Source organism: Flammeovirga sp. MY04, assembly GCF_001682195.2.
GTDB classification, from domain to species: Bacteria; Bacteroidota; Bacteroidia; order Cytophagales; family Flammeovirgaceae; genus Flammeovirga; species Flammeovirga yaeyamensis.
In genome coordinates this window covers 3,749,914-3,772,186 of sequence record NZ_CP003560.2, presented here as the reverse complement: position 1 = coordinate 3,772,186, position 22,273 = coordinate 3,749,914, and the positions used below count along the sequence as shown (strand labels likewise).

Annotated in this window: 20 protein-coding genes and 2 tRNA genes; 16 read left to right on the top strand and 6 right to left on the bottom strand. The window is 35.3% G+C overall.

The window, feature by feature from the left end; translation table 11 throughout:
- Positions 1 to 3: 3 nt before the first annotated feature.
- Both MY04_RS15080 and MY04_RS15075 read left to right on the top strand, forming a co-directional pair.
- Positions 4 to 909, top strand: a complete 906-nt coding sequence (locus MY04_RS15080; RefSeq protein ID WP_066210872.1) for a DMT family transporter — start codon at positions 4 to 6, stop codon at positions 907 to 909.
- A 70-nt stretch (positions 910 to 979) separates the two neighbouring features.
- Positions 980 to 1,879, top strand: a complete 900-nt coding sequence (locus tag MY04_RS15075; protein ID WP_066210871.1) for a DMT family transporter — start codon at positions 980 to 982, stop codon at positions 1,877 to 1,879.
- Here the strand turns inward: MY04_RS15075 and MY04_RS15070 are convergent.
- Genes MY04_RS15070 through MY04_RS15060 form a run of 3 tightly spaced genes read right to left on the bottom strand, consistent with a single transcriptional unit; the run spans position 1,876 to position 4,034 of the window.
- Positions 1,876 to 2,538, bottom strand: coding sequence for an ABC transporter ATP-binding protein (locus MY04_RS15070; protein WP_066210870.1), 663 nt, complete (start codon positions 2,536 to 2,538; stop codon positions 1,876 to 1,878). The two genes, MY04_RS15075 and MY04_RS15070, sit on opposite strands and share 4 nt — an antisense overlap.
- Before the next feature lie 3 nt (positions 2,539 to 2,541).
- The gene (locus MY04_RS15065) at positions 2,542 to 3,576 is read right to left on the bottom strand and encodes a DUF4465 domain-containing protein (protein ID WP_066210868.1); all 1,035 of its coding nucleotides are present in this window, start codon (positions 3,574 to 3,576) and stop codon (positions 2,542 to 2,544) included.
- Positions 3,576 to 4,034: a type I restriction enzyme HsdR N-terminal domain-containing protein gene (locus MY04_RS15060; RefSeq protein ID WP_066210867.1), complete on the bottom strand. Its 459-nt coding sequence runs from the start codon at positions 4,032 to 4,034 to the stop codon at positions 3,576 to 3,578. Before MY04_RS15060 ends, MY04_RS15065 begins: the two co-directional genes overlap by 1 nt.
- 168 nt (positions 4,035 to 4,202) lie before the next feature.
- Between MY04_RS15060 and MY04_RS15055 the strand changes: the two genes are divergently transcribed.
- The 13 genes from MY04_RS15055 (at position 4,203) to rimK (ending at position 18,478) form a co-directional block, all read left to right on the top strand.
- Positions 4,203 to 4,733: a hypothetical protein gene (locus MY04_RS15055; protein ID WP_158297721.1), complete on the top strand. Its 531-nt coding sequence runs from the start codon at positions 4,203 to 4,205 to the stop codon at positions 4,731 to 4,733.
- 107 nt (positions 4,734 to 4,840) lie between these two features.
- A tRNA-Gln gene (locus MY04_RS15050) sits at positions 4,841 to 4,913 on the top strand.
- 33 nt (positions 4,914 to 4,946) lie between these two features.
- A tRNA-Gln gene (locus MY04_RS15045) sits at positions 4,947 to 5,019 on the top strand.
- 91 nt (positions 5,020 to 5,110) lie between these two features.
- Positions 5,111 to 5,830 carry a hypothetical protein gene (locus tag MY04_RS15040; protein WP_158297720.1) on the top strand — a complete coding sequence of 240 codons (720 nt, stop codon included), beginning with the start codon at positions 5,111 to 5,113 and terminating at the stop codon, positions 5,828 to 5,830.
- Positions 5,831 to 6,123: 293 nt separating this feature from the next.
- A complete protein-coding gene (locus tag MY04_RS15035) occupies positions 6,124 to 7,173 on the top strand; it encodes a tetratricopeptide repeat protein (protein ID WP_066210862.1) in 1,050 nt (349 codons plus the stop codon).
- 32 nt (positions 7,174 to 7,205) lie between these two features.
- The gene (locus MY04_RS15030) at positions 7,206 to 8,753 is read left to right on the top strand and encodes a YifB family Mg chelatase-like AAA ATPase (protein WP_066210861.1); all 1,548 of its coding nucleotides are present in this window, start codon (positions 7,206 to 7,208) and stop codon (positions 8,751 to 8,753) included.
- Positions 8,754 to 8,840: 87 nt separating this feature from the next.
- Positions 8,841 to 10,184: a Trk system potassium transporter TrkA gene (trkA, locus tag MY04_RS15025; protein WP_066210859.1), complete on the top strand. Its 1,344-nt coding sequence runs from the start codon at positions 8,841 to 8,843 to the stop codon at positions 10,182 to 10,184.
- Between the two features lie 16 nt (positions 10,185 to 10,200).
- Positions 10,201 to 11,673, top strand: coding sequence for a TrkH family potassium uptake protein (locus tag MY04_RS15020; RefSeq protein WP_066210857.1), 1,473 nt, complete (start codon positions 10,201 to 10,203; stop codon positions 11,671 to 11,673).
- 39 nt (positions 11,674 to 11,712) lie between these two features.
- The gene (locus MY04_RS15015) at positions 11,713 to 12,348 is read left to right on the top strand and encodes a lipoprotein signal peptidase (protein WP_066210856.1); all 636 of its coding nucleotides are present in this window, start codon (positions 11,713 to 11,715) and stop codon (positions 12,346 to 12,348) included.
- 189 nt (positions 12,349 to 12,537) lie between these two features.
- Positions 12,538 to 13,098, top strand: a complete 561-nt coding sequence (locus MY04_RS15010; RefSeq protein ID WP_066210855.1) for a YceI family protein — start codon at positions 12,538 to 12,540, stop codon at positions 13,096 to 13,098.
- Between the two features lie 198 nt (positions 13,099 to 13,296).
- The gene (locus MY04_RS15005) at positions 13,297 to 14,712 is read left to right on the top strand and encodes a hypothetical protein (protein WP_066210854.1); all 1,416 of its coding nucleotides are present in this window, start codon (positions 13,297 to 13,299) and stop codon (positions 14,710 to 14,712) included.
- 516 nt (positions 14,713 to 15,228) lie between these two features.
- Positions 15,229 to 16,782 (top strand): hypothetical protein, encoded by a 1,554-nt coding sequence (locus MY04_RS15000; RefSeq protein ID WP_066210852.1) that lies wholly within the window; start codon positions 15,229 to 15,231, stop codon positions 16,780 to 16,782.
- Between the two features lie 322 nt (positions 16,783 to 17,104).
- Complete coding sequence (gene rimK, locus MY04_RS14995) at positions 17,105 to 18,478, top strand: 30S ribosomal protein S6--L-glutamate ligase (protein WP_066210851.1); 1,374 nt, start codon at positions 17,105 to 17,107, stop codon at positions 18,476 to 18,478.
- Between the two features lie 36 nt (positions 18,479 to 18,514).
- Here rimK and MY04_RS14990 read toward each other — a convergent pair whose 3' ends face one another.
- Both MY04_RS14990 and MY04_RS14985 read right to left on the bottom strand, forming a co-directional pair.
- Positions 18,515 to 19,216, bottom strand: coding sequence for a LytR/AlgR family response regulator transcription factor (locus MY04_RS14990; protein WP_066210849.1), 702 nt, complete (start codon positions 19,214 to 19,216; stop codon positions 18,515 to 18,517).
- Position 19,217: 1 nt separating this feature from the next.
- Entirely contained in the window at positions 19,218 to 19,808 is a 591-nt protein-coding gene (locus tag MY04_RS14985; protein ID WP_066210848.1) for a riboflavin synthase, read from the bottom strand.
- A gap of 186 nt (positions 19,809 to 19,994) precedes the next feature.
- On the opposite strand from MY04_RS14985, the gene mgtE reads away from it, so the two are divergent.
- On the top strand, positions 19,995 to 21,392 hold the full coding sequence (mgtE, locus tag MY04_RS14980; protein WP_066210846.1) for a magnesium transporter: 1,398 nt from the start codon (positions 19,995 to 19,997) through the stop codon (positions 21,390 to 21,392).
- 2 nt (positions 21,393 to 21,394) lie between these two features.
- Here mgtE and MY04_RS14975 read toward each other — a convergent pair whose 3' ends face one another.
- A complete protein-coding gene (locus MY04_RS14975) occupies positions 21,395 to 21,997 on the bottom strand; it encodes a YceI family protein (protein WP_066210844.1) in 603 nt (200 codons plus the stop codon).
- Positions 21,998 to 22,273 lie beyond the last annotated feature (276 nt).

The following is a 22,273-nucleotide window of genomic DNA, read 5'->3' as shown; positions in this document are numbered from 1 at the left end:
TGAATGGCAAAGCTATCTAAACTTCAAGCACACTTATTTTTGGTAGGTGCTTCTATCATATATGGATGTAATTTTGTCGTCTCCAAGTTGGCGATGCCTGATTACATTACTCCCTTCGCTTTTATCTTCTTAAGAATATTAGGAGGAGCGATACTATTCACCTTATTACACACTTTTACGGTTAAAGAAAAAGTAACTGATAAAAAAGACTTCTTAAGATTGTTGTTGGCGGCATTGTTTGGTGCCAGTTTTAATCAGTTGATCTTTTACGAAGGATTAGCACAAACAAGTGCTATCAATGCTTCTGTGATTGTGGTATCCTCTCCGATAATAGTTTTAACCTTATCATCCATTTTCCTAAAAGAAAAAGTCACTCCTCTAAAAATTATAGGTATCTCTCTTGGCTTTATTGGAGCAGTATTGATGATAGGATTGAATGGAATAGCTTTTCACTCAGGATCGGTCCAAGGAGATATTATGGTGCTCATTAATGCTTCTTTGTATAGCGTGTACCTCATTATCTCAAAACCACTTCTTGCAAAGTATCATCCGTTCACCGTAACAAAGTGGACTTTTGTGTTTGCCGTTCCATTTGTGACTGTAATGTCTTGGAATGATATAACGACCATGAATTGGGAAAGTATTCCATTACCTATTTGGGGAGCGATTAGTTATGCAATTGTATTTACCAGTTTCTTGGCGTATTTGTTTTATGCGATAGCGATGAAAGTGGTCAATGCCAGTACAGCAAGTTTTTATATCTACTTCCAGCCCATGGTGGCAACCGTAGTGGCGATCCTAGTATTTGATGAAACCATCAAAATGGTACAAGTTATCGCTGCCGCTTTGATATTTTCGGGAGTTTATTTAATTAGCATCAAGAAAAAACCTAAAGAAAAGATGAATTAACAAGCTTCATCAGATAATTTGAAACGATGAGGAGTTCATTTATTTGTTGATTTATCTATCCTATCAAACAATGGCAAAAAGTATAACCAAAGTTCAAGCACACTTATTTTTAGTAGGGGCATCATTCGCTTACGGAGCCAATTACAATGTGGCTAAAATTGTCATGCCCGACTATGTGCAGCCCAAAGGGTTTATCTTAATGAGGGTGATTTTTGCTGCTGTTTTGTTTACGGTGATCCATAGAATTTTTATCAAAGAAAAAATTGAGAGTACACAAGATTATAGAAGGTTAGTCTTTGCCGCTTTCTTTGGTGCTTGTTTAAACATGATCACCTTCTTTGAAGGACTATCATTAACATCTCCAATTAATGCCTCTGTGATTATGGTTTCCTCACCTATTTTGGTGTTGATCATGTCGGCGATCATACTTAATGAAAAAGTGACAGCTAAAAAAGTGGTAGGTATTGTGCTTGGTTTAGCAGGAGCTTTGATATTGGTAGGAATGAATGGATTTGATTTTTCAAGCGGTACTGCTCAAGGTGATATTCTAGTTATTGTCAATGCTTGTTCCTACGGCTACTATTTGATATTAATTAAGCCATTAGCCACGAAATATCATCCTTTTACTATTTTAAAGTGGGTATTTATCTTTGGAGCCCCAATGGTTTTACCATTTGGAATTATGGATTTAGTAGAAGCACAGTGGCATACTTTCACTCCAGAAGTGATAGGAGCAATTGCTTTTGTTTTGATTGGAGCGACTTGTATCACCTATCTATTTAATGCGATAAGTCTACAGGTACTGAATGCAAGTACCACAAGTTTTTATATCTATTTCCAGCCTTTAATCGCAGGTGCAATAGCAGTCTTTCTATTTGGTGAGCAACCTCGTTGGGAACAACTCTATGCCACCATATTGATTTTTACAGGTGTGGCATTGGTCTCTAACTGGAAAACGAAAAGTAATTAATCTATATCAATTTTACCGTCCCTTACTTTTAAAATTCTATCTGCTTTTTGGGCCAATTGAGGATCGTGAGTAACAATAACCAAAGTGGTATGATGATTCTTATTTAATTCAAAGAGTAAGTTCTCTACATGTAAACTTGTTTCCTCATCGAGGTTACCTGTGGGCTCATCAGCAAAAAGAATCTTAGGAGTAGTGACAAAGGCTCTAGCAAGTGCCACCCTTTGTTGTTCTCCACCCGAAAGTTGATTAGGATAATGATGTTCACGACCGTCTAACCCCACTTCTTTCAGCATCTCTTTTGCTTTTGATTTGGCATCAGATTGTCCTTGAAGCTCCAAAGGTGTCATCACATTCTCTAGGGCCGTAAGCGAAGGTAAAAGTTGAAAATTCTGGAAAATAAATCCAATTTTCTGATTTCTGATATCCGCTTTATCATTTTCACTTAAAGTAGTAATATCAATATCATCAATAATTACTTTACCTGAGGTAGGATTATCCAATCCAGCCGTTAAGCCTAGTAAAGTGGTTTTACCAGACCCGGAAGTACCAACAATAGCTACAGATTCCCCTTTTTTAACCTCAAAAGAAATGTCTTTGATAATCTCAAGGGTATCGTTTCCTTTTCCGAATGATTTGATTAAGTTTTCTACCTTAAGCATAGATTAGTTATTTATCTCGTTGATAATTTCTCCACCATCATTAAGTAAAATCAGATTGTCAATGTTAAATCGAGTAGGGTAAGTGATAACACCTGTAGAATCTACCTTAGAAGTATTAATCGTAAATTCTAATCCTTTGACCAAACCCAAAGTAATGAGTTCTTGATTTAACCAAGAATTTTGTATAGTTAATATATTACTCGATTTACTGACCAAAGGCGATGAAATGACGGTTTCTGTGGTGGTAGTATCGTCTAGAAGACCTCGAATTTCCAAATTGTAAAAATCACCATTAGCAAAGGAAACAATAGTTGTATCATCTTCTTCGTAGATATCAAAATCTCCTCGAGCAGTTTGAACCACCAAAGGATTATTAGCGACTTCTATAGACATAGGGCTGTATTCACCATCAAACATCATTTTTAGCTTGCCCGATTCTGGAGTTCTTGCTATACCATAATTATTTCGTGATGCTATAAGTTGGAAAACGCCATAGTTGGCATAATTAACATTGGTAGAGTCTGTAATGTTTGAATAACCGAATTCAAGATAATCGATGGTATCTTTTGGAGATGTATTGCTAAAAGGAATATTTCCTGATGTAAACGTAGAAACCGTTCCAGCATTATCAACACCTGCCCAATATGAATTTTCTGCCAAAGGAAGGTCCTCAAAAGAGGCAGCTCTTTCTACTACATACAAAAGCACTTCAGCGGATCCTTCATAAGAATTATTAGCTGCTTCGAAACGAGCATTTCGGAATCCCTCTGTATCATAAGAAATTGAGTCTGATCGTAAAGTTGAGGCAATTTGCTCATCGTCGACAAACCATTTGTAAGAGCTGCTTTCGCCACCTTTTACTCTTGCTTCATACACAAATTTTTGATCTTTGAGTATAATTGATCTAGCAGTAGTTGGATTCACTCTAGGTGAAATAATAGCGACCTCAAGTCTTGGGTCAGTGATTTCTTCTACTCCACAAGAGAAGAAAACAAAAGGGAAAATCAGTAAGTTGATGTATATGGAAATTTTTTTCATTATTGATCTTTCTTGATATATGACGGAAGAGGAATTTCTTTGAGAAACTCATAACTTCCTTTTTCAAAGTTAATAGAACAAAAGAAATGTTGTAAACCATTGGTGATACAAATGTAAGGGGCTTTGATTTTACTATTGTATTGCGCCACTTGCTGAAAAGTATCGTTACTTAATTTTACTGTTGGAGCTTTGCATTCTACCAATAAAAATGGAGCACCACCTCTTTCATAAAAAAGTATATCCGAACGCTTTATTCTTTTGTTTACCGTCAATCCAGCTTCTATTCCTACCAGATTTTTCGAAAATCCCATGGAAAGCAGCATTTGTAAAAACTGTTGTCTTACCCATTCTTCAGGAGTAAGTAGAAGCATTTTCTTTCTGATAGGGTCAAAAATAAAGGTTTTTCCGTTTTTTTCTTCCGTTCTAACTTTCGAAAGTGGTAAATTTAATTTTTGCATGTAGTGCAAGGATCATTTTTTATAAAGATCAGATGATTTTGTATTGAAAATCAAAAGACACCGAACTTCATTGAATCACCAAAAGTAATTTTTAACGAACTTAGGTGATCTTGTAAATTTAGAAAGAAATTGATGATAAATTAGAAATCTAAGCCATAAAGAAATTTTTTGAGTGAACATTCTACATATCGCCCAGAAGACCGATTCGACGATTCGAATATGCAGTCTCAAGTGAAGCCATCTCATTATTATTATTCATATAGCTATTTATACAAATGGATTAATATTAAAGAAAATGAAGATAAAGTCTTTCATCTTGGGGAGGATCATTTTATAAAAATGAGCACCATATTTTTTGAGCTCAATTTATCATCGACAAGAAGAAAATTCGAAAGGCGACATATCCAAAAGTTATCAATAACAAGAAAGAAATTAATAATTCCTTTACTCACAGGAGGTATTTTAGGACCAATAATTTTTCTAGCTTCATTGTCAGGAGTAGTCAATGCCTTTACCGGATTCTCCATTTTTTTGGCTTGTGCATTTCTTTTTTATTATGGATTTACGGGAAATTATCAAATTGAAGTTTCTCAGAAGAATGGAGTGCAAAATCAGTTTTTTGTAGATGCGAATGGTCCTGATTTACAGAAATTTATTAATCGATGTCAGGTAGATATCCTCCAAAGGAATCGATTTTAGATTAACTTTATTTACAATTATTTGATGATTATTTTTGATTTTTGTTTGGTAGATAAGATTTTTTGATCTACTTTTGCATCGCATTTCGGGAAAACGCTCTCAGAAATTGTCCGATGGTGTAATTGGCAACACGTCTGATTTTGGTTCAGAAGAGTCCAGGTTCGAGACCTGGTCGGACAACACTAAAAACATTTGAGACATTTTCCGGAATATTGTCCGATGGTGTAATTGGCAACACGTCTGATTTTGGTTCAGAAGAGTCCAGGTTCGAGACCTGGTCGGACAACAAAAAGCTTTACAGATTTTCGCTGTAAAGCTTTTTTTTTGCTTGCTATTTTTATATTTGTATAATAGATAGAATAAAATTTATAACTAACATGTCAAAAAGATTAATCAAAATCATAATCACTCTTACGTTATCGTTCGCGGTAATGGGTGTTTATGCACAAGAAACTGCAGGTTCAGCCACTCAAACAAGTACTAAAACAAGTAGTCAAAAAGCTGCTTCAACTACTTCTACGAAAAAAGCTGTACCGGCCAAACCTAAAGGCCCGGCGGACGCAACGCTTAAATCAAAGTACGAATTCATGTCCAAACGAGGTGGACGTTGGAAAGAATATCGTATGATCAAACAAGATTGGTTAAATGCCTACTGGGCAGAAGTAGACGACACATTGTCTACGGCTTACACTGATGCTATCGAAGCACGTAAAGAAACGGCTCAAGCACATCAGGAAGTAAAAGAAATGGAAGCTAGACTTGGTGAGAAAGATCGTTTAATCGATCTTGGTGATTACATCACTTTAGCTGGTTTAGACATCGATAAATATACAGTGGTATATACTTCTTTTATTATTATTGCTATTTTGATTTTAGTTCTAGTATTTGGTTTAATCAAATTCAAATCGAACAATCAAACGGTAGTAGAAGTGAAAAAAGATTATGATACTATCGAAAAGGAATACGATGATTTCAGAACGAAGGCACAAGAGAGAGAGATGAAAGTGAGAAGAGAACTTGTGACGGAAAGAAATAAAGGAGAAGAGATGCAAAAAGAGCTTTCTTCACTTCGTAAAAGAGAAAATAAAATGCAATAGTATTTTAATTACAAAAAAAGCCCACTTCTTCCCCAAAGTGGGCTTTTTTTATTCTCAAAAATTAAAGAACTTAGAGTAATCAAAAGAAATTAAATTTGATATTGTGTAGAATATCTATTAATGTGATCAATTTTTAGTGATTTTATAATCTACTTCTTAACCTAAAAAAGAAGCGAATTAAAATAACCTACTACACAACATTTTTTCAGCATATTATATAAATGTTTAGATTCTCACTTTTTTGTGTATCCCTTTTTATCTTTTTGTGCGGTTGTAAACAAAAAGTAGAGGTAATGGAAGGCTTTGTAGATGCGAAAGCTGAAAAAGAAGCTTACTACGAAAAACAAATTAACTATTTACAAGACCTTATTCGTGATGATGAAAATAATCCGAATCTATATTACCTAAAGGCCAACGCTGAATATGAAATTAAACAATGGGCAGCTGCTTTAGAAGATATTTCTATGGCTACATCATTGGATTCGACTGTAGGAAGTTATTTTTTCCTTGCAGCAAAAAATCATTTTGCCTTTCAAAATTATGAAGATGTATTATTTAATCTTCAAAAAGCTTCTCAAAAATCGTTTAATCATCCTTTTTTGAATATTCTTAAGGCAAAGTCGTTTCTGAAGTTAAATGAAATGGATAGTGCGTTTCATACATTGATGGTTTCTGAGAAAGAAATACCGAATAGTACTCAATTAAAAAGGGCTTGGGGAGAATATTATTTTATTATTGGCGATTCTAAAAAAGTAAAAAAGATTAATGAAGAAATTCTAAGTATTAATCCATATGATACTTTGGCCTATGCTTACCTCATTAAAGATGCGATCAATACAAACGATTTTGTTTTAGCAAAAGAAGTTTTGGATAGTGCTAAAAATAAAAATGTAAGTTCATTACCTTTACTTACTTGCGAAGGTGAATTATTGGTCGTTGAAAAATATTTGGATAGTGCAGAAGTAATTTTTACAGATGTATTACGTCAAGATCCTTCACAGTGGGAGGCGTCTAGACACTTAGGTAAACTTTTAAGGAAAAAAGGATTGACTTTAGAAGCAAAGAAAGTATTTTTAGAGGGCTTAAAAATCAAGCAGGATTGCAAAGAACTTTGGTATGAATTAGGATTGACTGAACAATACCTAATCAAAGACTATGGTGAGGCGAGAAGTAATTACGAAAAAGCATTAGAAATTGATCCTGCATATCTTGATGCTAGAAAAGCATTAAACAATTTAAGAGCGATTTTAAGAAGAATGTATGCCCCACCTCCTGTAGAGGAAGCATCGTCTTCCGAAGAAGAAAACACAACAGAAGCCAACTCTTCTGAAGAAATAAATTAATTTAACCAAAACTGCTACGATTCTTAATAACTATGATTTCGAAAACGTATGGAAGCTCCGTATATGGAGTAGATGCCACTCTTATTGAAGTGGAAGTAAATGTACTCAATGGCAAAGGTCTTTTTGTTGTTGGATTACCCGACAGTGCTATCAAAGAAAGCGAACACCGAGTAGAAAGTGCTGTGAAACACTATGGATATGCCATTCCACGACAAAAAGTAGTGGTAAATCTAGCTCCTGCAGCAGCCAAAAAAGAAGGAGCAGCTTTCGATTTACCTATTGCACTATCTATCCTACAGTCCTCCGAACAAATTGGAGCAAGGAATTTAGAGGATTACATTATCCTTGGAGAACTTTCTTTAGACGGTGAATTACGTCCTATCAAAGGAGCTTTACCAATTGCTATTGAAGCAAGAAAACAAAAGAAGAAAGGATTTATTCTACCTAAAGAGAATGCTCAAGAAGCTGCAATTGTCAATAACTTAGATGTAATTGGTGTCAATAACCTATTAGAAGCCATTGAGTTTATTCAGGGCGATAGAGAAATTGAACCTCTCAAAATAGATACTAGAGAGCTTTTTAATGATATGTTGGATGATTATGAACTAGATTTTTCTCAAGTTCAAGGTCAAGAAAACATGAAAAGGGCTTTAGAGATTGCAGCTGCTGGAGGTCATAATGTGATTATGATAGGCCCTCCTGGTGCAGGTAAAACCATGTTGGCAAAACGTTTGGCAACTATTCTGCCTTCATTGACTCTTCAAGAAGCATTAGAAACCACAAAAATACATTCTGTGGCAGGTAAACTGGGGGCTAACAATGGGCATCTCATTTCGACCCGTCCATTCAGGGCGCCACATCATACAATTAGTGATGTAGCGTTAGTTGGTGGGGGCGGAGTACCACAGCCAGGGGAAATATCACTTTCTCACAACGGAGTACTGTTTCTAGACGAATTACCAGAATTCAAACGTACAGTACTTGAGGTGATGCGTCAACCTCTAGAAGAAAGAAAAGTAAGTATATCAAGAGCAAGAATGTCAGTCGATTTCCCTGCTAATTTTATGCTGATAGCCAGTATGAATCCATGTCCTTGCGGATATCACAATCATCCAGAGAAAGATTGTACCTGTCCTCCGGGAGCTGTTCAGAAATATTTGAATAAAATTAGCGGCCCTCTTTTAGACAGAATTGATCTACATGTTGAGGTTACTCCTGTATCCTTTGATCAAATGACGTCTTTAAAAGAAGCGGAGTCAAGTGAGGCTATAAGACAGAGAGTTATAGATGCCAGAGAACTTCAAAAGGAGAGGTTCGAAAAAGAAGGATTAGCACTACATAGTAATGCAATGATGCCTTCGCAGGTTGTTAAGCGTATTTGTACATTAGATCCTTTAGGTAAAAACTTGCTAAAATCGGCTATGGATCGTTTAGGATTATCTGCCAGAGCTTACGATAGAATTTTAAAAGTTTCTCGAACAATAGCTGACCTTGCAGGAAGTGAATCAGTCAAGGCAGAGCACATTGCAGAGGCGATTCAGTTTAGAAGTTTGGACAGAGAATCGTGGGTTGAGGGTTAAAAATTATTACAACTATTCATAACTGCTTATATTTGCGGTAATATTCCTAATTTAGCAGGAAACAAGTTTCAATAAAGAAAAGTAGCTGTGAAAATCATTATTGCGGGAGCAGGTGATGTTGGGTTCCACTTGGGTAAACTACTGGCACACGAAGACCATGATATTACACTTATCGATACAGATGTTGATAGTCTAAATCATGCCGCCAACCATATTGATGTAGCCACTGTAAAAGGGTCGTCTACATCTTTCGCTGTCCTTGAGGAAGCTAATGTTGATAAATCTGACATGCTGATCGCTGTCACGTCTTCTGAGGAGACCAATCTAATAACGGCCATGATTGCCAAACGATTGGGTACGAAGAGAACAATTGCAAGAATCACAAATAGTGAGTACTTACACTCTCGTGATATGCTTGACATGAGAAGAATGGGTGTGGATGAAATGATTTCGCCACAACTATTGGCCACAAAAGAGATTAAGCGTCTCTTAAAAGAGGCGGCTATTACAGATACTTTCGAATTCGAAAAAGGTTTATTGTCTTTAATTGGTATCACCATTGACGAGGAACAGCCTTTAGTAGGAAAAACGTTAGAAGAGACATCATATCTAAATAAAGATTTCAAGTTCTTAACGGTAGCAATTTTGAGAGATGATGAGACCATCATTCCAAGAGGAGATACTAAGTTTGAACTTGGAGATCACGTATATTATATCGCCAAGCCGGATGGTGTAGAAAGCGTACTTCAGCTAACAAAGAAAAAACTTCAGAAAAAAATTAAGCGATTAATTATTCTTGGAGGTAGTAAAGTAGGTTTTTATGCTGCTCGATCGTTAAGCTTTAAATACAATGTTGTCCTTATTGAGAAAGACAGAGATAAAGCTTTCCAAATGGCAGAAGAATTACCGAATACTTTGGTCATTCACGGTGATGGTCGTAATGTAGATTTACTCGAGGAAGAAGGTATTGATAGTGCAGATGCGTTTATTGCGGTGACAGGTGACTCTGAAACCAATATCATTACTTCTTTGGTGGCAAAGAAACATGGCGTTCAGAAAACAATTGCCCTTGTGGAGAATATGGATTATATCCACCTCTCTCAAAATATGGGTGTTGATACTTTGATTAATAAAAAGCTGATTGCAGCGAGTTTTATTTTCAGATATATCAGAAGAGGAGAGATCATTTCATTAACCAACGTACACGGTGTAGATGCTGAGGTATTAGAGTTTGTGGTTAACGAAAACTCACCTGTGACTAAAAATGTATTAAAGGATTTAGGATTCCCTAAATCAGCGATTATTGGAGGTGCGATTAGAAAGGGAAAAGCCTATATACCAAAAGGAGATTTCCAATTCGAACCTTACGATAGAGCAGTAGTACTTACTCGACCAGAGTGTATTGCTAAAGTTGAAGCTTTCTTCCGTTAAACCTATGATGACTAACATGCAACAACGAAAGGGACTGTTCAATAATTGGCTTATCTGTAGAATTCTAGGCATACTTATACTTTTAAACGGTGTATTTATGTTGTTCTGTCTACCTTTTGCTTTCTATTTTGGCGACGGCGATTGGTTAGCATTGGCCCAAGCAGGAGGTATTGCAATTGCTTCAGGTGGAGGAGCTGCTTTATATGCTAGAAAAGTAGGTTATTCTCAAGAATTCAGAAAAAAGGATGGGTACATTATTGTGACTTTTGGATGGGCACTTATGGCTTTTTTCGGAAGTTTACCCTATTTATTTAGTGACATCAATGTATCTTTTGCAGACGCTTATTTTGAAACAATTTCAGGCTTCTCGACTACTGGAGCAAGTATTTTAACAGATATCGAAAGTGTAGGCAAAGGTATTTTATTTTGGAGATCATTAACCCAATGGATTGGAGGTATGGGTATTATCGTATTAGCGGTAGCCGTATTGCCTTTCTTAGGTATTGGAGGTATGCAGTTATTTGTAGCTGAGGCGCCAGGGATTACTCCAGATAAACTTCAACCTAGAATAAAAGAAACTGCTCGAAGATTATGGTGGGTATATGCTGGTCTAACTGGTGTAGAAACTATTTTACTGATGACAGGCGGTATGAGTTTCTATAATGCCTTAAACCACGCGTTAACAACGATGGCCACAGGAGGTTTCTCTACATTTAATGATAGTGCCGCTTCATTTTCTCCCTACATACAATACATTCTGATATTCTTTATGTTGTTGGCAGGAACGAACTTTACCTTAAACTACTTTCTGTTTAAGCGTATGTTTAAAGCCATATGGAAAAACGAAGAATATAAATATTACATCTATGTTATTGCTTTAGCCACTTTAGCAATTACGGTATCAATTGTAGTGACCACTGAATTAGGTGTTGAAAAATCATTTAGAGACGCACTCTTCCAAGTGATCTCTATTATTACAACAACAGGTTACGTATCGGCAGACTATACCGCTTGGACGCCACTAGCGACCATGATTGTTTTTGTGTTGATGTTCTGTGGTGGTATGGCAGGATCTACAGCCGGTGGTGTAAAAATTGTAAGGCACATCATCTTATTTAAAAACTCTTTTCTTGAATTAAAGAGACAATTACATCCTACTGCAATTATACCTGTACGATTTAATGGCAAAGCTATAAAAGGAAGCATTACCTTTAATGTACTAGCTTTTATCATGGCTTACTTTTTGATATTTGGATTAGGTATTTTAGTGATGTCGGCTATTGGAGTAGATTTAATGACTTCACTTGGTGCTGTGGCTACCTCATTAGGGAATATTGGACCTGGTATTGGAACAGTAGGACCTGTTGATAACTTTGCTCATTTGCCAGATCTTGCAAAATGGGTACTTTCGTTTCTAATGTTATTGGGTAGGTTAGAACTCTTTACTGTAATGATCATATTTACTCCATATTTCTGGAGTAGATTCTAAAATTTAAGCTAATTTTTTAATTCCTAAGGGAAAGAAAGAATGGGAAACAATAAGAATAATTTATATAAAATTTATGGCGTAGCCATTTTGGTGATTGTATTGGACCAATTGAGTAAACTGTTGGTACATAATTACATGGAAATGGGTACCCTAGGAGAAATTAAAGTAATTGGTGATTGGTTTAGATTACACTATCTACTTAACCCAGGAATGGCTTTCGGAATGCAGTTTGGCAACGAATACGGTAAATTGATCTTGACAACCTTTAGAATTATAGCTTCAGGTGGTATTGTTTACGGTATTTATGTGTTAAACCAAAAAGGAGCACATTGGGGCTTCTTAGTTTGCGGAGCCATGATTCTAGGAGGAGCCATTGGTAATTCTATAGACTCTGTATTCTATGGTGTATTTATTGAAGGCAATATGATTCCAGGTTCATCAACACCGTGGTTTCATGGTCAAGTAATCGATATGTTATATTTCCCAATGGTAAGAGGAAGCTTTCCCGATTGGTTACCATTTTATGGAGGAGAACGCTTTCTGTTTTTTAGCCCAGTATTTAATATCGCCGACTCAGCCATCTTTTTAGGAGTGCTTTTCATCTTTATTTTCCAGAATAAATTCTCTGAATATGAGAAGAAAGAAAAGCAAGAAATAGCTACAGAAGAACAATAGTCATTGGGTTTTATTGACCTAAATCAACTTATACAAACAACAAATCTAATCCAAGTCACTGGTTAAGGTTTGTTGTTTTTTGTTTACCTTCAATAACAGATTTTGTGGTAAATAAAAGACTTTTCCATCCTACTTTTGAAATACATCCAGAGAGAAAAAGAATTATCTAACATCATAAAACTAATATCAATGAAAACTAAAATCATTTCTACCATTGTTTGTATCCTTGGGATTGTAGCTTCTTCTTATGCACAATCATCAAAAAATCTTGTATTGGGAGAAAGTAAAGTCGTTGCTTTAGGTACATCAAATACTCACGATTGGGAAGGTGATGTCAAAAAAATGTCTGGTGATGCTTCTATCACAATTGAAGACAATCAAATTAAATCTATTGAGTCGTTACAAGTAACGATGGAAGTGAACAGTATGGAGTCTGGTAAAGGATCTTTAGATAGCAACATGCACAAAACCATGAATGCTAAAAAGCACCCTAAGATGACTTACAAGTTAACTTCAGCTTCTGTTGATGCTAACGGAAAAGTAACTGCAAAAGGTCAGTTAACAATTAATGGAACAACAAAGGATATTACTTTAAACCCAGTAGCTTCATTAGCAGGAGACAAAGTGACATTCAAAGGTGAAACTACTTTTAATATGTCTGCTTACGGTGTTGAACCTCCTAGCTTAATGTTTGGTGCTATTAAAGTAGAAGATGAGGTAAAGATCGAAATGAACGTGGTCTTTAACTAATCTATAACCGTACTAATTAAGTACTGCTAAAAACTGAAACCGTGATCATAAAATCAATTGGATATGAATTTACTTCATCATGATTTTCACGATTCAGATAAAAACTAAAACGATATTGGAATATCCAGTCCAAACTAAATAAATCCTGAGTTAATCTAACTCAGGAGATAACTAATCTAATTAAATTATTTGCTAATTATGAACAACCAATACAAAGTATTGTCAGTATTTGCTATGCTTTTTTTCATGGCAATAGGTACTTCTTACGCTCAAAAAAATAGTGGGGTTTTTGATAGAGATATGCAGTATATGCGTTACAATGACCAAAGAGGCATTGGCGTATTTGAAACTACAAAATCAGATACTGTAGGTTTTGATGGAATGAAAGTTAGAGTAGGTGCAGACTTCGCTCTTCAGATGCAAGGTTTATCTCACTCAAACAGTGGTGTAGTAGAATTGGCTAAAATTCACCCAGGTTTCAACTTACCTACAGCGAACTTAAACATTGACGCTCAATTAGCGGATGGTGTTAGAGTTCACTTACAAACTTACTTATCATCACGTCACCACAACGATGCATGGGTAATGGGTGGTTACTTACAAATTGATAACTTGAACTTCTTGAACCTTAATAGCCAAATGGCTGACGATATCATGGATATCATCACTGTGAAAGTAGGTCAGATGGAAATCAACTATGGTGACCAACACTTCAGAAGAACAAACAACGCATACTCAATGGGTAACGCATTCTTCGGTAACACAATCATGGACCCATTCGCTACTGAAATGGCGATGGAAGTTTACGCTCAGAAAGACGGATGGATCGGTATGGCAGGTGTATCGAATGGTAAATTAAACCAAAACGTTACATCAACTGGTAACTGGTCAGTATATGGTAAATTTGGTTTTGACAAACAAGTTAACGAAGATTTGAGAGCTCGTTTAACAGGTTCAGTATACCATAACTCAAACTTAGCAAATGCTAACTTGTATGCTGGTGATAGAGCTGGTTCAAGATTCTACTCTGTAATGGACGTACCAGGTCACTCAACTACAGCTTCTTATAAGAACGGTCGTGTTGATCCAGGATTCAATGGTCAAATCACTTCATTCATGATCAACCCATTCGTGAAGTTCAAAGGTTTAGAATTCTTCGGTACTTATGAAGTATCAAACGGTTCAGGTAAAAACGAATTCAACGAAAACGGTGATATCGAGTCAAGAAACTGGAACCAAATCAATGCTGAATTGATCTACAGATTTGGTAACACTGAGCAATTCTATGTTGGTGGTAAATACAACACAGCTTGGGGTACTAACAGAAACGAAGGTGGAGAGTACTTCGATGCAAACGGTGATGGTGTAGGCGAATTCTGGTCAGTTGAAAACGCAAACTTACGTCAAAATAGACTTGAAGTAGCTGCAGGTTGGTTCATGACTAGAAATGTGATGATGAAAGCAGGTTACGTTCACCACACTTACAGCGGATATGATGTTTATGCTGATACACACAGAGCTGCTCCAGAAGGTGCGATCGGTGGATCAACAAACGCAATATATGAAGATGGTAAATTTAATGGCTTCATGTTAGAGGCAGCTATTAGTTTCTAATCTTTATCATTAACAACAAGAAAGGTACTCCATTTGGAGTACCTTTTTTTATGTTTAATATCTATTTAATCAAATGATTAATGTACATAGTGTTATTTTTTAGAGCATAAAAAAAGAACGCTAGATACAAAATACCTAGCGTTCTCCAAGCTCTCTCTTCAATCTATTCATCTGACTTCTATGCTGCTTAACATAGTAAAACTTTAGATGTATCGTTAATTAACCTTGAGGCATTAACTAACATCAATTTCTTCTTGATGACCTTACAAAAGTCATCATAATATCCTGTAAAATGAAGTTATTTATAGTTTTTAATGCTATTTGGTCAATATTAAACGTTCTTTAAGACAAAAAAACAAAAATAACTTAAAAAATTGTATCACTGTTACCTAAAAGAAACCGATTGCATATAATTCAACTGTAAATCACATCATTAACTAATTTTTCTAGGGATAATTATCAAATTATATTAACGTTTATTAAATTGCACTACAACTGACTCACCAAATTACTAGAATGAAACTACAGAACATTGCTTTATACTTTATTCTTTATGCTGCTTTCACTTCATGTATTGCTTTAGAAGATAGTTTTGATCCAAAGATTGAAACTATGGACATTAATGAAGAAAGCTTTTTTTTCTATAAAGATACGTTCAGGTTACAAGTTACTTTTTCCGATAACTTTCTTATCGAAGAAGCCACTGTATCTATTGGTAAGGTAGATAAAGATAATTCTGCTATAGCACAATTTTCCTATGATTCTACTTATACAGTAAATGCTAGGGCATTGGCTATTGATACCGCTTTATTTATACCTGCACATGTTCCTATTGGAACTTATTATTTGTCGACAAGAAATGTTGATGGAGGAGGAAACGTTTTGGAAGATACTTCTTTCTTCCAAATAGGCACTGATACATTAGCCCCTCAAGTAAGTGGTGATATCACAGTGACATCGGCTGTACCTGGAAATGAAAACAATACGGTATTCTGTAGAGGAGAAAAAATTATATTAGGAGGATTCCTAACCGATAATATTTCATTATCAAAATTGACCCTTCAGTTTGCAGATACATATCCTAAGATTTTTCCAATACAAGGCGATACTGTAGATATTGATGCAGTGGTGCAGCGTAAATTATTTATCCCTAATGAAATTGCAAATGGGGATATTGATTTAACAGTAACATTGGAAGATGTTTTTGGAAACGTTACTACCTATATTAAGCCTATTACAATTAACTGTGATGATGTTGCACCTATTTTTGAATCTTACACGGCTACATCTCCAATTCCATCAGATAGAATTGTATTAATCTATCCAGGATCTGATTACGCTTTAAACTCTTTAGTTGTACAAGACGATGGAGGATTGGATTCAGTACAATTAGAAGTAATTAAAACGCCTATAGCAATAGAAGGTCAAACACCAACTCCTGTAGTATTGCATAGTGTAGAGCTACCTTTAAATGGTGCAAACTCTGTTGATTTAGTGTCTTTAAGTGAACTTGATTTTAGTTGGGGATTTGATCCGACAACATCAGAAACTGGAGAAACAATAACAGTGAGTGTAAAGGTGATTGATCAGGAACAAACTTGGGCTGAAGCATCATTGTTTAGATATTCGATGGTGGCGAAAGAAGATTTACCACCATCAATTCTAGTCACTGACTTTATTTTTAATGGAGTAAAAGAGTACGTTCCTGAAGGAAGTACAAAAGAACTGAATGCAGATACAGAGAATGTTCGTATTCAATTGGATGGTAAAGTAGACGAAAATGTCGCTTTAGACTCATTGATAATAGATTTTGAAGATGTAGAGTTGGGAACTGAAGGTCAAGGTCAAAAATTGATTATCACTGACTTTACTAACTCAACCTACCCTGTAGATATTGGATCTATAGTAACGAATATGAATCTATTGATAAAATCTATCCCATTAGGGGAAGACCTTTATGGTTACACTAACAGTACATTTAATTTAAAAATTAGAGCTGTTGATGTTAGAGGTCAGGTAGATGAAGAAATATATACATTTACTGTAGATTATGGTAAGTTTGCGATGTAGATAAATTTATTGTTTCAATAAAAAAAACCTAGGAAAATAAATTTTTCTAGGTTTTTTTTATTTATTTGATGATGAAAAATCGAACGTTATAAAACATACCTTTAATAGAAAAAAAGAAAACCAATCCTAAATTAATTATTAAAACAATTACCATAATCTGCAATTTATATAAACATAAATAAAAGTTTTTTTAGAGAAATGGTAACTTTTATTTTATTTATAACGTTTTGATTTTCAATTAAAAGATTAAAATAAACATAACAATTATCCATTTATAAAGTGGATGAAACAATTAGGATATCACCCTTATTAATTATAAAAAATGAATAAAATTGTTGTTGGTAGCGAGGAGTGGTGTGCATTACCACAATTAGGTATTCCTGCTATTAAAGCCAGAGTAGATTCAGGGGCAAAAACATCTGCTCTTCATGCTGTTAATATTACTCCTTTTACAAAAGAAAACGAACAGTGGGTACGTTTTGAAGTACACCCTCTTCAAGCAAACGGGAAAACTACGGTATATTGTGAAGCTAAAGTAGTAGATAGAAGAAGCGTAAAAAGTTCTAGTGGTAAAAGTGAAAAAAGATATGTTGTAAGATCTGTTATTTCTTTTGCAGAAACTACATGGGATATCGAGGTAACGCTTACTAATAGAGACTCTATGGGGTATAGAATGTTATTGGGAAGACAAGCAATGTCTGGTAAGCTTTTAGTTGATCCAGAAATATCATTTAATTTGGGAGAGATATCTCCAAACCTCATAGAACAATATTATAAGACACACGAGAAACAAGCTTCAGGTTTAAAAATTGGTCTTTTAGCAAGTAACCCAGATTTGTATAGTAACCGAAGAATAATTGAAGCTGGTCAACAACATGGTCATGAAATGGAGTTTTTGAACATCAAAGACTGTTATATCAAATTAGATGGTAAAAACCCTGAAATGCATTATCGTGGAGGTCGATTGCTCAACGATTTTGATGCTATAATTCCTCGTATACGTCCCTCTATCACCTTTTATGGTACTGCATTAACTAGACATTTTGCTGCTATGGGGGTGTATACTTTAAACACTGCTTCAGCAATTACTCAGTCAAGAGATAAATTACATTCTCTTCAGATGTTGATCAATGATGGTCTACCTATTCCTACAACAGGTTTTGCCAATTCTCCTTTAGATACAGAAGATCTAATAGATATGGTGGGTGGAGCTCCTCTGATTGTGAAGCTTCTTGAGGGAACTCAAGGTAAAGGAGTTGTGCTTGCAGAAACGAAGAAAGCCGCTGAGAGTTTGATCAATGCCTTTAAGAGTTTAAAAGCGAATATTTTGGTGCAACAGTTTATCAAAGAATCGAATGGTAAGGATATTCGAATTTTCGTGGTAGATGGTAAAGTAGTCGAGAGCATGATGAGAACTGCTGCTCCAGGAGAATTTAGAGCGAATATCCATATGGGAGGTAGTGCTTCAAAAATAAAGATTACTGCCGAAGAAAAAAGAATAGCCATTCAAGCGGCTAAAACATTAGGTTTAAAAGTAGCTGGTGTAGATATTATTCGAGGAAGTAACGGACCATTATTACTAGAAGTGAACTCTTCTCCTGGTCTTGAAGGTATAGAGGGTGTATCTGATAAAGATATTGCAGGAGCAATGATCGAAGCCATTGAAAAAGGCGTAAAAAGAAAGAAAAATAAATAAAAAATGCTCCGGGCTTCATTGCTCGGAGCATTCTTTTTATAAGAAGTTTAACTTCGATAAGAAGTTATTTTTATAACTATTTCCTATTGGAATCTCTTTTTGAGGCATCACAATTTGCATGTCCTCTATAGTGTCTACTTTCTCTAAATTGACAATATATGATCGATGTACTCTGATGAAGTTGTCTGGGAATTTCTTTTCCAAAGCCTTCATAGTGGAGTGCACAATATATTTTTTGTCAGAAGTATTAATCAACATATAATCTGATAATGCCTCCACAAAATAGATGTCGCACAAAGAAAGTTTGATGATTTTATTATCTGCTTTCACAAACAGGGTATTATCAGAACTTGTTTCCACCAATTTTTGATCGCCGTTTTCTATAGAATGCTTGGCTTTTTCAACCGCTTTAAGAAAACGAGGGTAAGTAATTGGTTTTATCAAGTAGTCGGTAAGATTGAATTCGAAAGCTTCTGCTCCAAAATCTCGTCTACCCGTAATTAATATCACCTGAGGTAACTTCTCTAAAGATTGTACCAATTCGATACCCGTCATTTGAGGCATCTCAATATCAAGGAAAATGATATCAATAGCAGTAGTATGAAGTGCTTCATAGGCAGAGACGGCATTGTCGAACTCTCCGGCAAGTTCTAACCCTTCGGAGCGCTTTACAAAGTCACGCACTACCATGCGAGATACCTCTTCATCATCGACTATAAGACACTTTAAACTGCTCATATTACAGATCTAGAGTTTTTAACTTCTGAATATATTTACCTAATATATCAAATTCTAAATTGATTTTTGTTCCTTTTTTGATTTTATGGAAGTTAGTATTCTCATAAGTATAAGGAATAATGGCAACGCTGAATTGTCCTTTAGCATCATCAACGACAGTTAAACTAGCACCATTTACACAAATAGAACCTTTTTCTACGGTGAAGTTCTTCGTAGAAGGATCGTATTCAAAAGTAAATCTCCAGCTGCCTTGCTCGTCTTGAACATTGATACACTCGCCAATCTGATCGACGTGACCTTGGACAATATGACCATCAAAACGACCGTGAGAAGGCATACTTCTCTCTAAGTTGACAACATCGCCTACTTGCCAATCGCCTAAATTTGTTTTCTGAAGAGTTTCATGAATCGCTACTACTTGATGTTTTTGACCATCAATGTGCGTTACGGTAAGACAAACCCCATTGTGAGCTAAACTCTGATCAATTTTTAACTCATGAGAAATCGGTGATTCCACAGTAAAAATTGTATTCTCTTGGTCTTTTGTTATATCGGTAATCTTGCCTAAAGCTTCAATTATTCCTGTAAACATTTTAATTATTAAGGGTTTTGTGATTATTAAAATACAATTTAGTCAAAAATCGTCATAGATATTTTACTTTTAGGGATTATTCATCACTTATATTCTAGAACAGGATAATTTGATGATAAAATTTGATACTACCCTCTCATAAGTTCCTTTTCTCATCTTGATATGGAACTAAACCAAGGTTAAAAAATGACAGTTACTAACAGCGATCAAAGATATGAGATTGTAAAAAGCTTAATCGAACAGGAAGACTGGGAGGCTTTAAGCGAAGTGATTGAAAAATTACCTACTGTTGAAATCGTTGAAATCTTAGAAAAGATAGACGAGGAACATCAGTTGGTTGTGTTTTCTCTATTTTCGAAAAAAGAGAAAGCACAGATTTTTGGTGAATTACCTGCTGATGAACAGTATTACTTTTTCCAGCATTTAGATAAGCGAGATTTCTCTAAAATATTTCAGGATATGAGGTCGGACGAAAGGGCCGATTTTTATCAGGATTTATCTGTTGGAGAACAATCCGCATTATTGCCTTATTTGAATAAACAGGTAAGGAGTAATGTATTGGAATTAAGTGGCTATGAGGCCGATTCTGCTGGTGGTATTATGACCACTGATTTTGCAACGGTGCGAAATTGGATGACTGTCAGACAAGCGGTAGATAAGATCAAACTCGATTCTCCGGGTAAAAAAATGATTTACTACGTGTATGTAGTAGATAATGAAAAAACGCTTCTAGGCTTTGTTACCTTAAAGGATTTAATCCTAGCGGAGTTGGATGATAAAATCGAAGACTTGGTGCATGTAGACTTTGTTGCTGCACAAGTAGACGATGATCGAGAGAATGTGGCCAAGATGATTGAGAAATATAATTTGGTCGCATTACCTATTATCAATATTGAAAGAAAGCTATTGGGTATTGTTCGACATGATGATGCCATTGATGTCATCGTGCAAGAGCAAACCGAAGATATGGAACGACTCATGGGTATTCAGCCAAGTGCAGAAGCTGATGAGGATGAAGGCTATTTGGACTTATCCGTTTTTAAACACTTTAAGAAAAGGGTGGTTTGGTTAGTTTCTTTAGGTATTATGGGCATGATATCCGGTCTAATTTTGCATCACTTTGAAGAGGCATTGGACAAGATGGTGATATTGGCTCTTTATATGCCCATGTTAGCTGATACTGGAGGAAATGCAGGTTCTCAGGCATCAACGGTAGTTATTCGAGCTCTTTCGTTAGGAGAAGTTCGATCCAAAGATTGGTGGCTTATCACTTTTAAAGAGATGAGAATATCTTTGTTGTTAGCCATCTGTTTATCTACGGTCGCATGTATTAAGGTATTTGTATTGTCCTACGATGCAGTATTACCAGGACATTTAACGCTAACGTATGTAGCATTTATAATATCATTGGCATTAGCGCTTCAAGTAGTGAGTTCAACTTTAATTGGAGCAGGTTTACCACTTATTGTAAGAAAATTTGGAGGAGACCCAGCGGTAGTGGCCAGCCCAGCCATCACAACTATTGTGGATGTTACCGGCCTTTTAATCTATTTTAGTTTAGCTACAGCCTTTTTATTGAACTGATTTTAGTTAGCAAATTCTTCTTTAGAAATATGTATGGTAAAATCGATGGATATTTTATCCTTCACTTTTACCATACCCATCATTTTTTGAGGGGGTTCTAGGTTGTAATCTAAGATAGAAAACTCTCCTAGACCACTTAACTCGTATTTACCATCAGATAGTTTTTTAACCTCAGCCTTAAACTCTTGAGGGTTGCTCAATTCACCAATTGTTAGAATTAGATGTACATATGCTTTTTCTTTTTCAACTACATCACGTTCTAATCCTGTAAACTGAATATAAATGGATGAATTGTGTTTATAATCAAGTAATTCTCTGAATTCTTTAGTCATGAGTTTTATACCACAATCAAACTTTAGAATTTCTAAACTCATTTTTTTGTGGTTGATTACTTGAAAATGTTCGTTACTTCTTTCTAAGCAAAAATTAGAGGTCAATGAGGCGTCAGGAACGTAATCACAATCAAATGTACTGACGTTGGTTTTCCCTAGGATAGAAATTGGTGTGATGTCAAAGTTTATAGAATAACTTCCATCTTCGATTTCTGTTTGAGCTGTTACTTTAGTTGTGAGAATAATAAATAAGCATAGAATTATTCTCCTCATTTTTAGTTGATACATAAGTAGGATAATCTGAAGTCCTTATTGTAGTTGTTAAACCTTAATAAGCAAAAAAAGAGGCGATTATCCGAATTAGTTAAGAATCCTTTTGAAATTATCTTGATTTCATCTTTTAGTACTTTTCCCTTATTGTTTTTTACTGCTTCAACAGGCTTAAAAAGCATATAAATTGCAATAAAAGTGAATTGAACTGTATTATTGTGGCGATTCTTTGCATTCCTTAATAAATACCCTTTAAAATTAGTACTTGAACTTTACCTT

Bases quoted from the DNA above. Each gene is read 5' to 3' on its own strand.
- MY04_RS15015 (WP_066210856.1), top strand. From the start codon at position 11,713: ATGGGAAACAATAAGAATAATTTATATAAAATTTATGGCGTAGCCATT.
- MY04_RS15040 (WP_158297720.1), top strand. From the start codon at position 5,111: ATGTCAAAAAGATTAATCAAAATCATAATCACTCTTACGTTATCGTTC.
- MY04_RS15080 (WP_066210872.1), top strand. From the start codon at position 4: ATGGCAAAGCTATCTAAACTTCAAGCACACTTATTTTTGGTAGGTGCT.
- MY04_RS15010 (WP_066210855.1), top strand. From the start codon at position 12,538: ATGAAAACTAAAATCATTTCTACCATTGTTTGTATCCTTGGGATTGTA.
- MY04_RS15070 (WP_066210870.1), bottom strand. From the start codon at position 2,538: ATGCTTAAGGTAGAAAACTTAATCAAATCATTCGGAAAAGGAAACGAT.
- rimK (WP_066210851.1), top strand. From the start codon at position 17,105: ATGAATAAAATTGTTGTTGGTAGCGAGGAGTGGTGTGCATTACCACAA.
- MY04_RS15065 (WP_066210868.1), bottom strand. From the start codon at position 3,576: ATGAAAAAAATTTCCATATACATCAACTTACTGATTTTCCCTTTTGTT.
- MY04_RS15000 (WP_066210852.1), top strand. From the start codon at position 15,229: ATGAAACTACAGAACATTGCTTTATACTTTATTCTTTATGCTGCTTTC.
- MY04_RS15060 (WP_066210867.1), bottom strand. From the start codon at position 4,034: ATGCAAAAATTAAATTTACCACTTTCGAAAGTTAGAACGGAAGAAAAA.
- MY04_RS14985 (WP_066210848.1), bottom strand. From the start codon at position 19,808: ATGTTTACAGGAATAATTGAAGCTTTAGGCAAGATTACCGATATAACA.
- MY04_RS15030 (WP_066210861.1), top strand. From the start codon at position 7,206: ATGATTTCGAAAACGTATGGAAGCTCCGTATATGGAGTAGATGCCACT.
- MY04_RS15020 (WP_066210857.1), top strand. From the start codon at position 10,201: ATGCAACAACGAAAGGGACTGTTCAATAATTGGCTTATCTGTAGAATT.
- MY04_RS14975 (WP_066210844.1), bottom strand. From the start codon at position 21,997: ATGAGGAGAATAATTCTATGCTTATTTATTATTCTCACAACTAAAGTA.
- MY04_RS14990 (WP_066210849.1), bottom strand. From the start codon at position 19,216: ATGAGCAGTTTAAAGTGTCTTATAGTCGATGATGAAGAGGTATCTCGC.
- mgtE (WP_066210846.1), top strand. From the start codon at position 19,995: ATGACAGTTACTAACAGCGATCAAAGATATGAGATTGTAAAAAGCTTA.
- MY04_RS15075 (WP_066210871.1), top strand. From the start codon at position 980: ATGGCAAAAAGTATAACCAAAGTTCAAGCACACTTATTTTTAGTAGGG.
- MY04_RS15035 (WP_066210862.1), top strand. From the start codon at position 6,124: ATGGAAGGCTTTGTAGATGCGAAAGCTGAAAAAGAAGCTTACTACGAA.
- MY04_RS15005 (WP_066210854.1), top strand. From the start codon at position 13,297: ATGAACAACCAATACAAAGTATTGTCAGTATTTGCTATGCTTTTTTTC.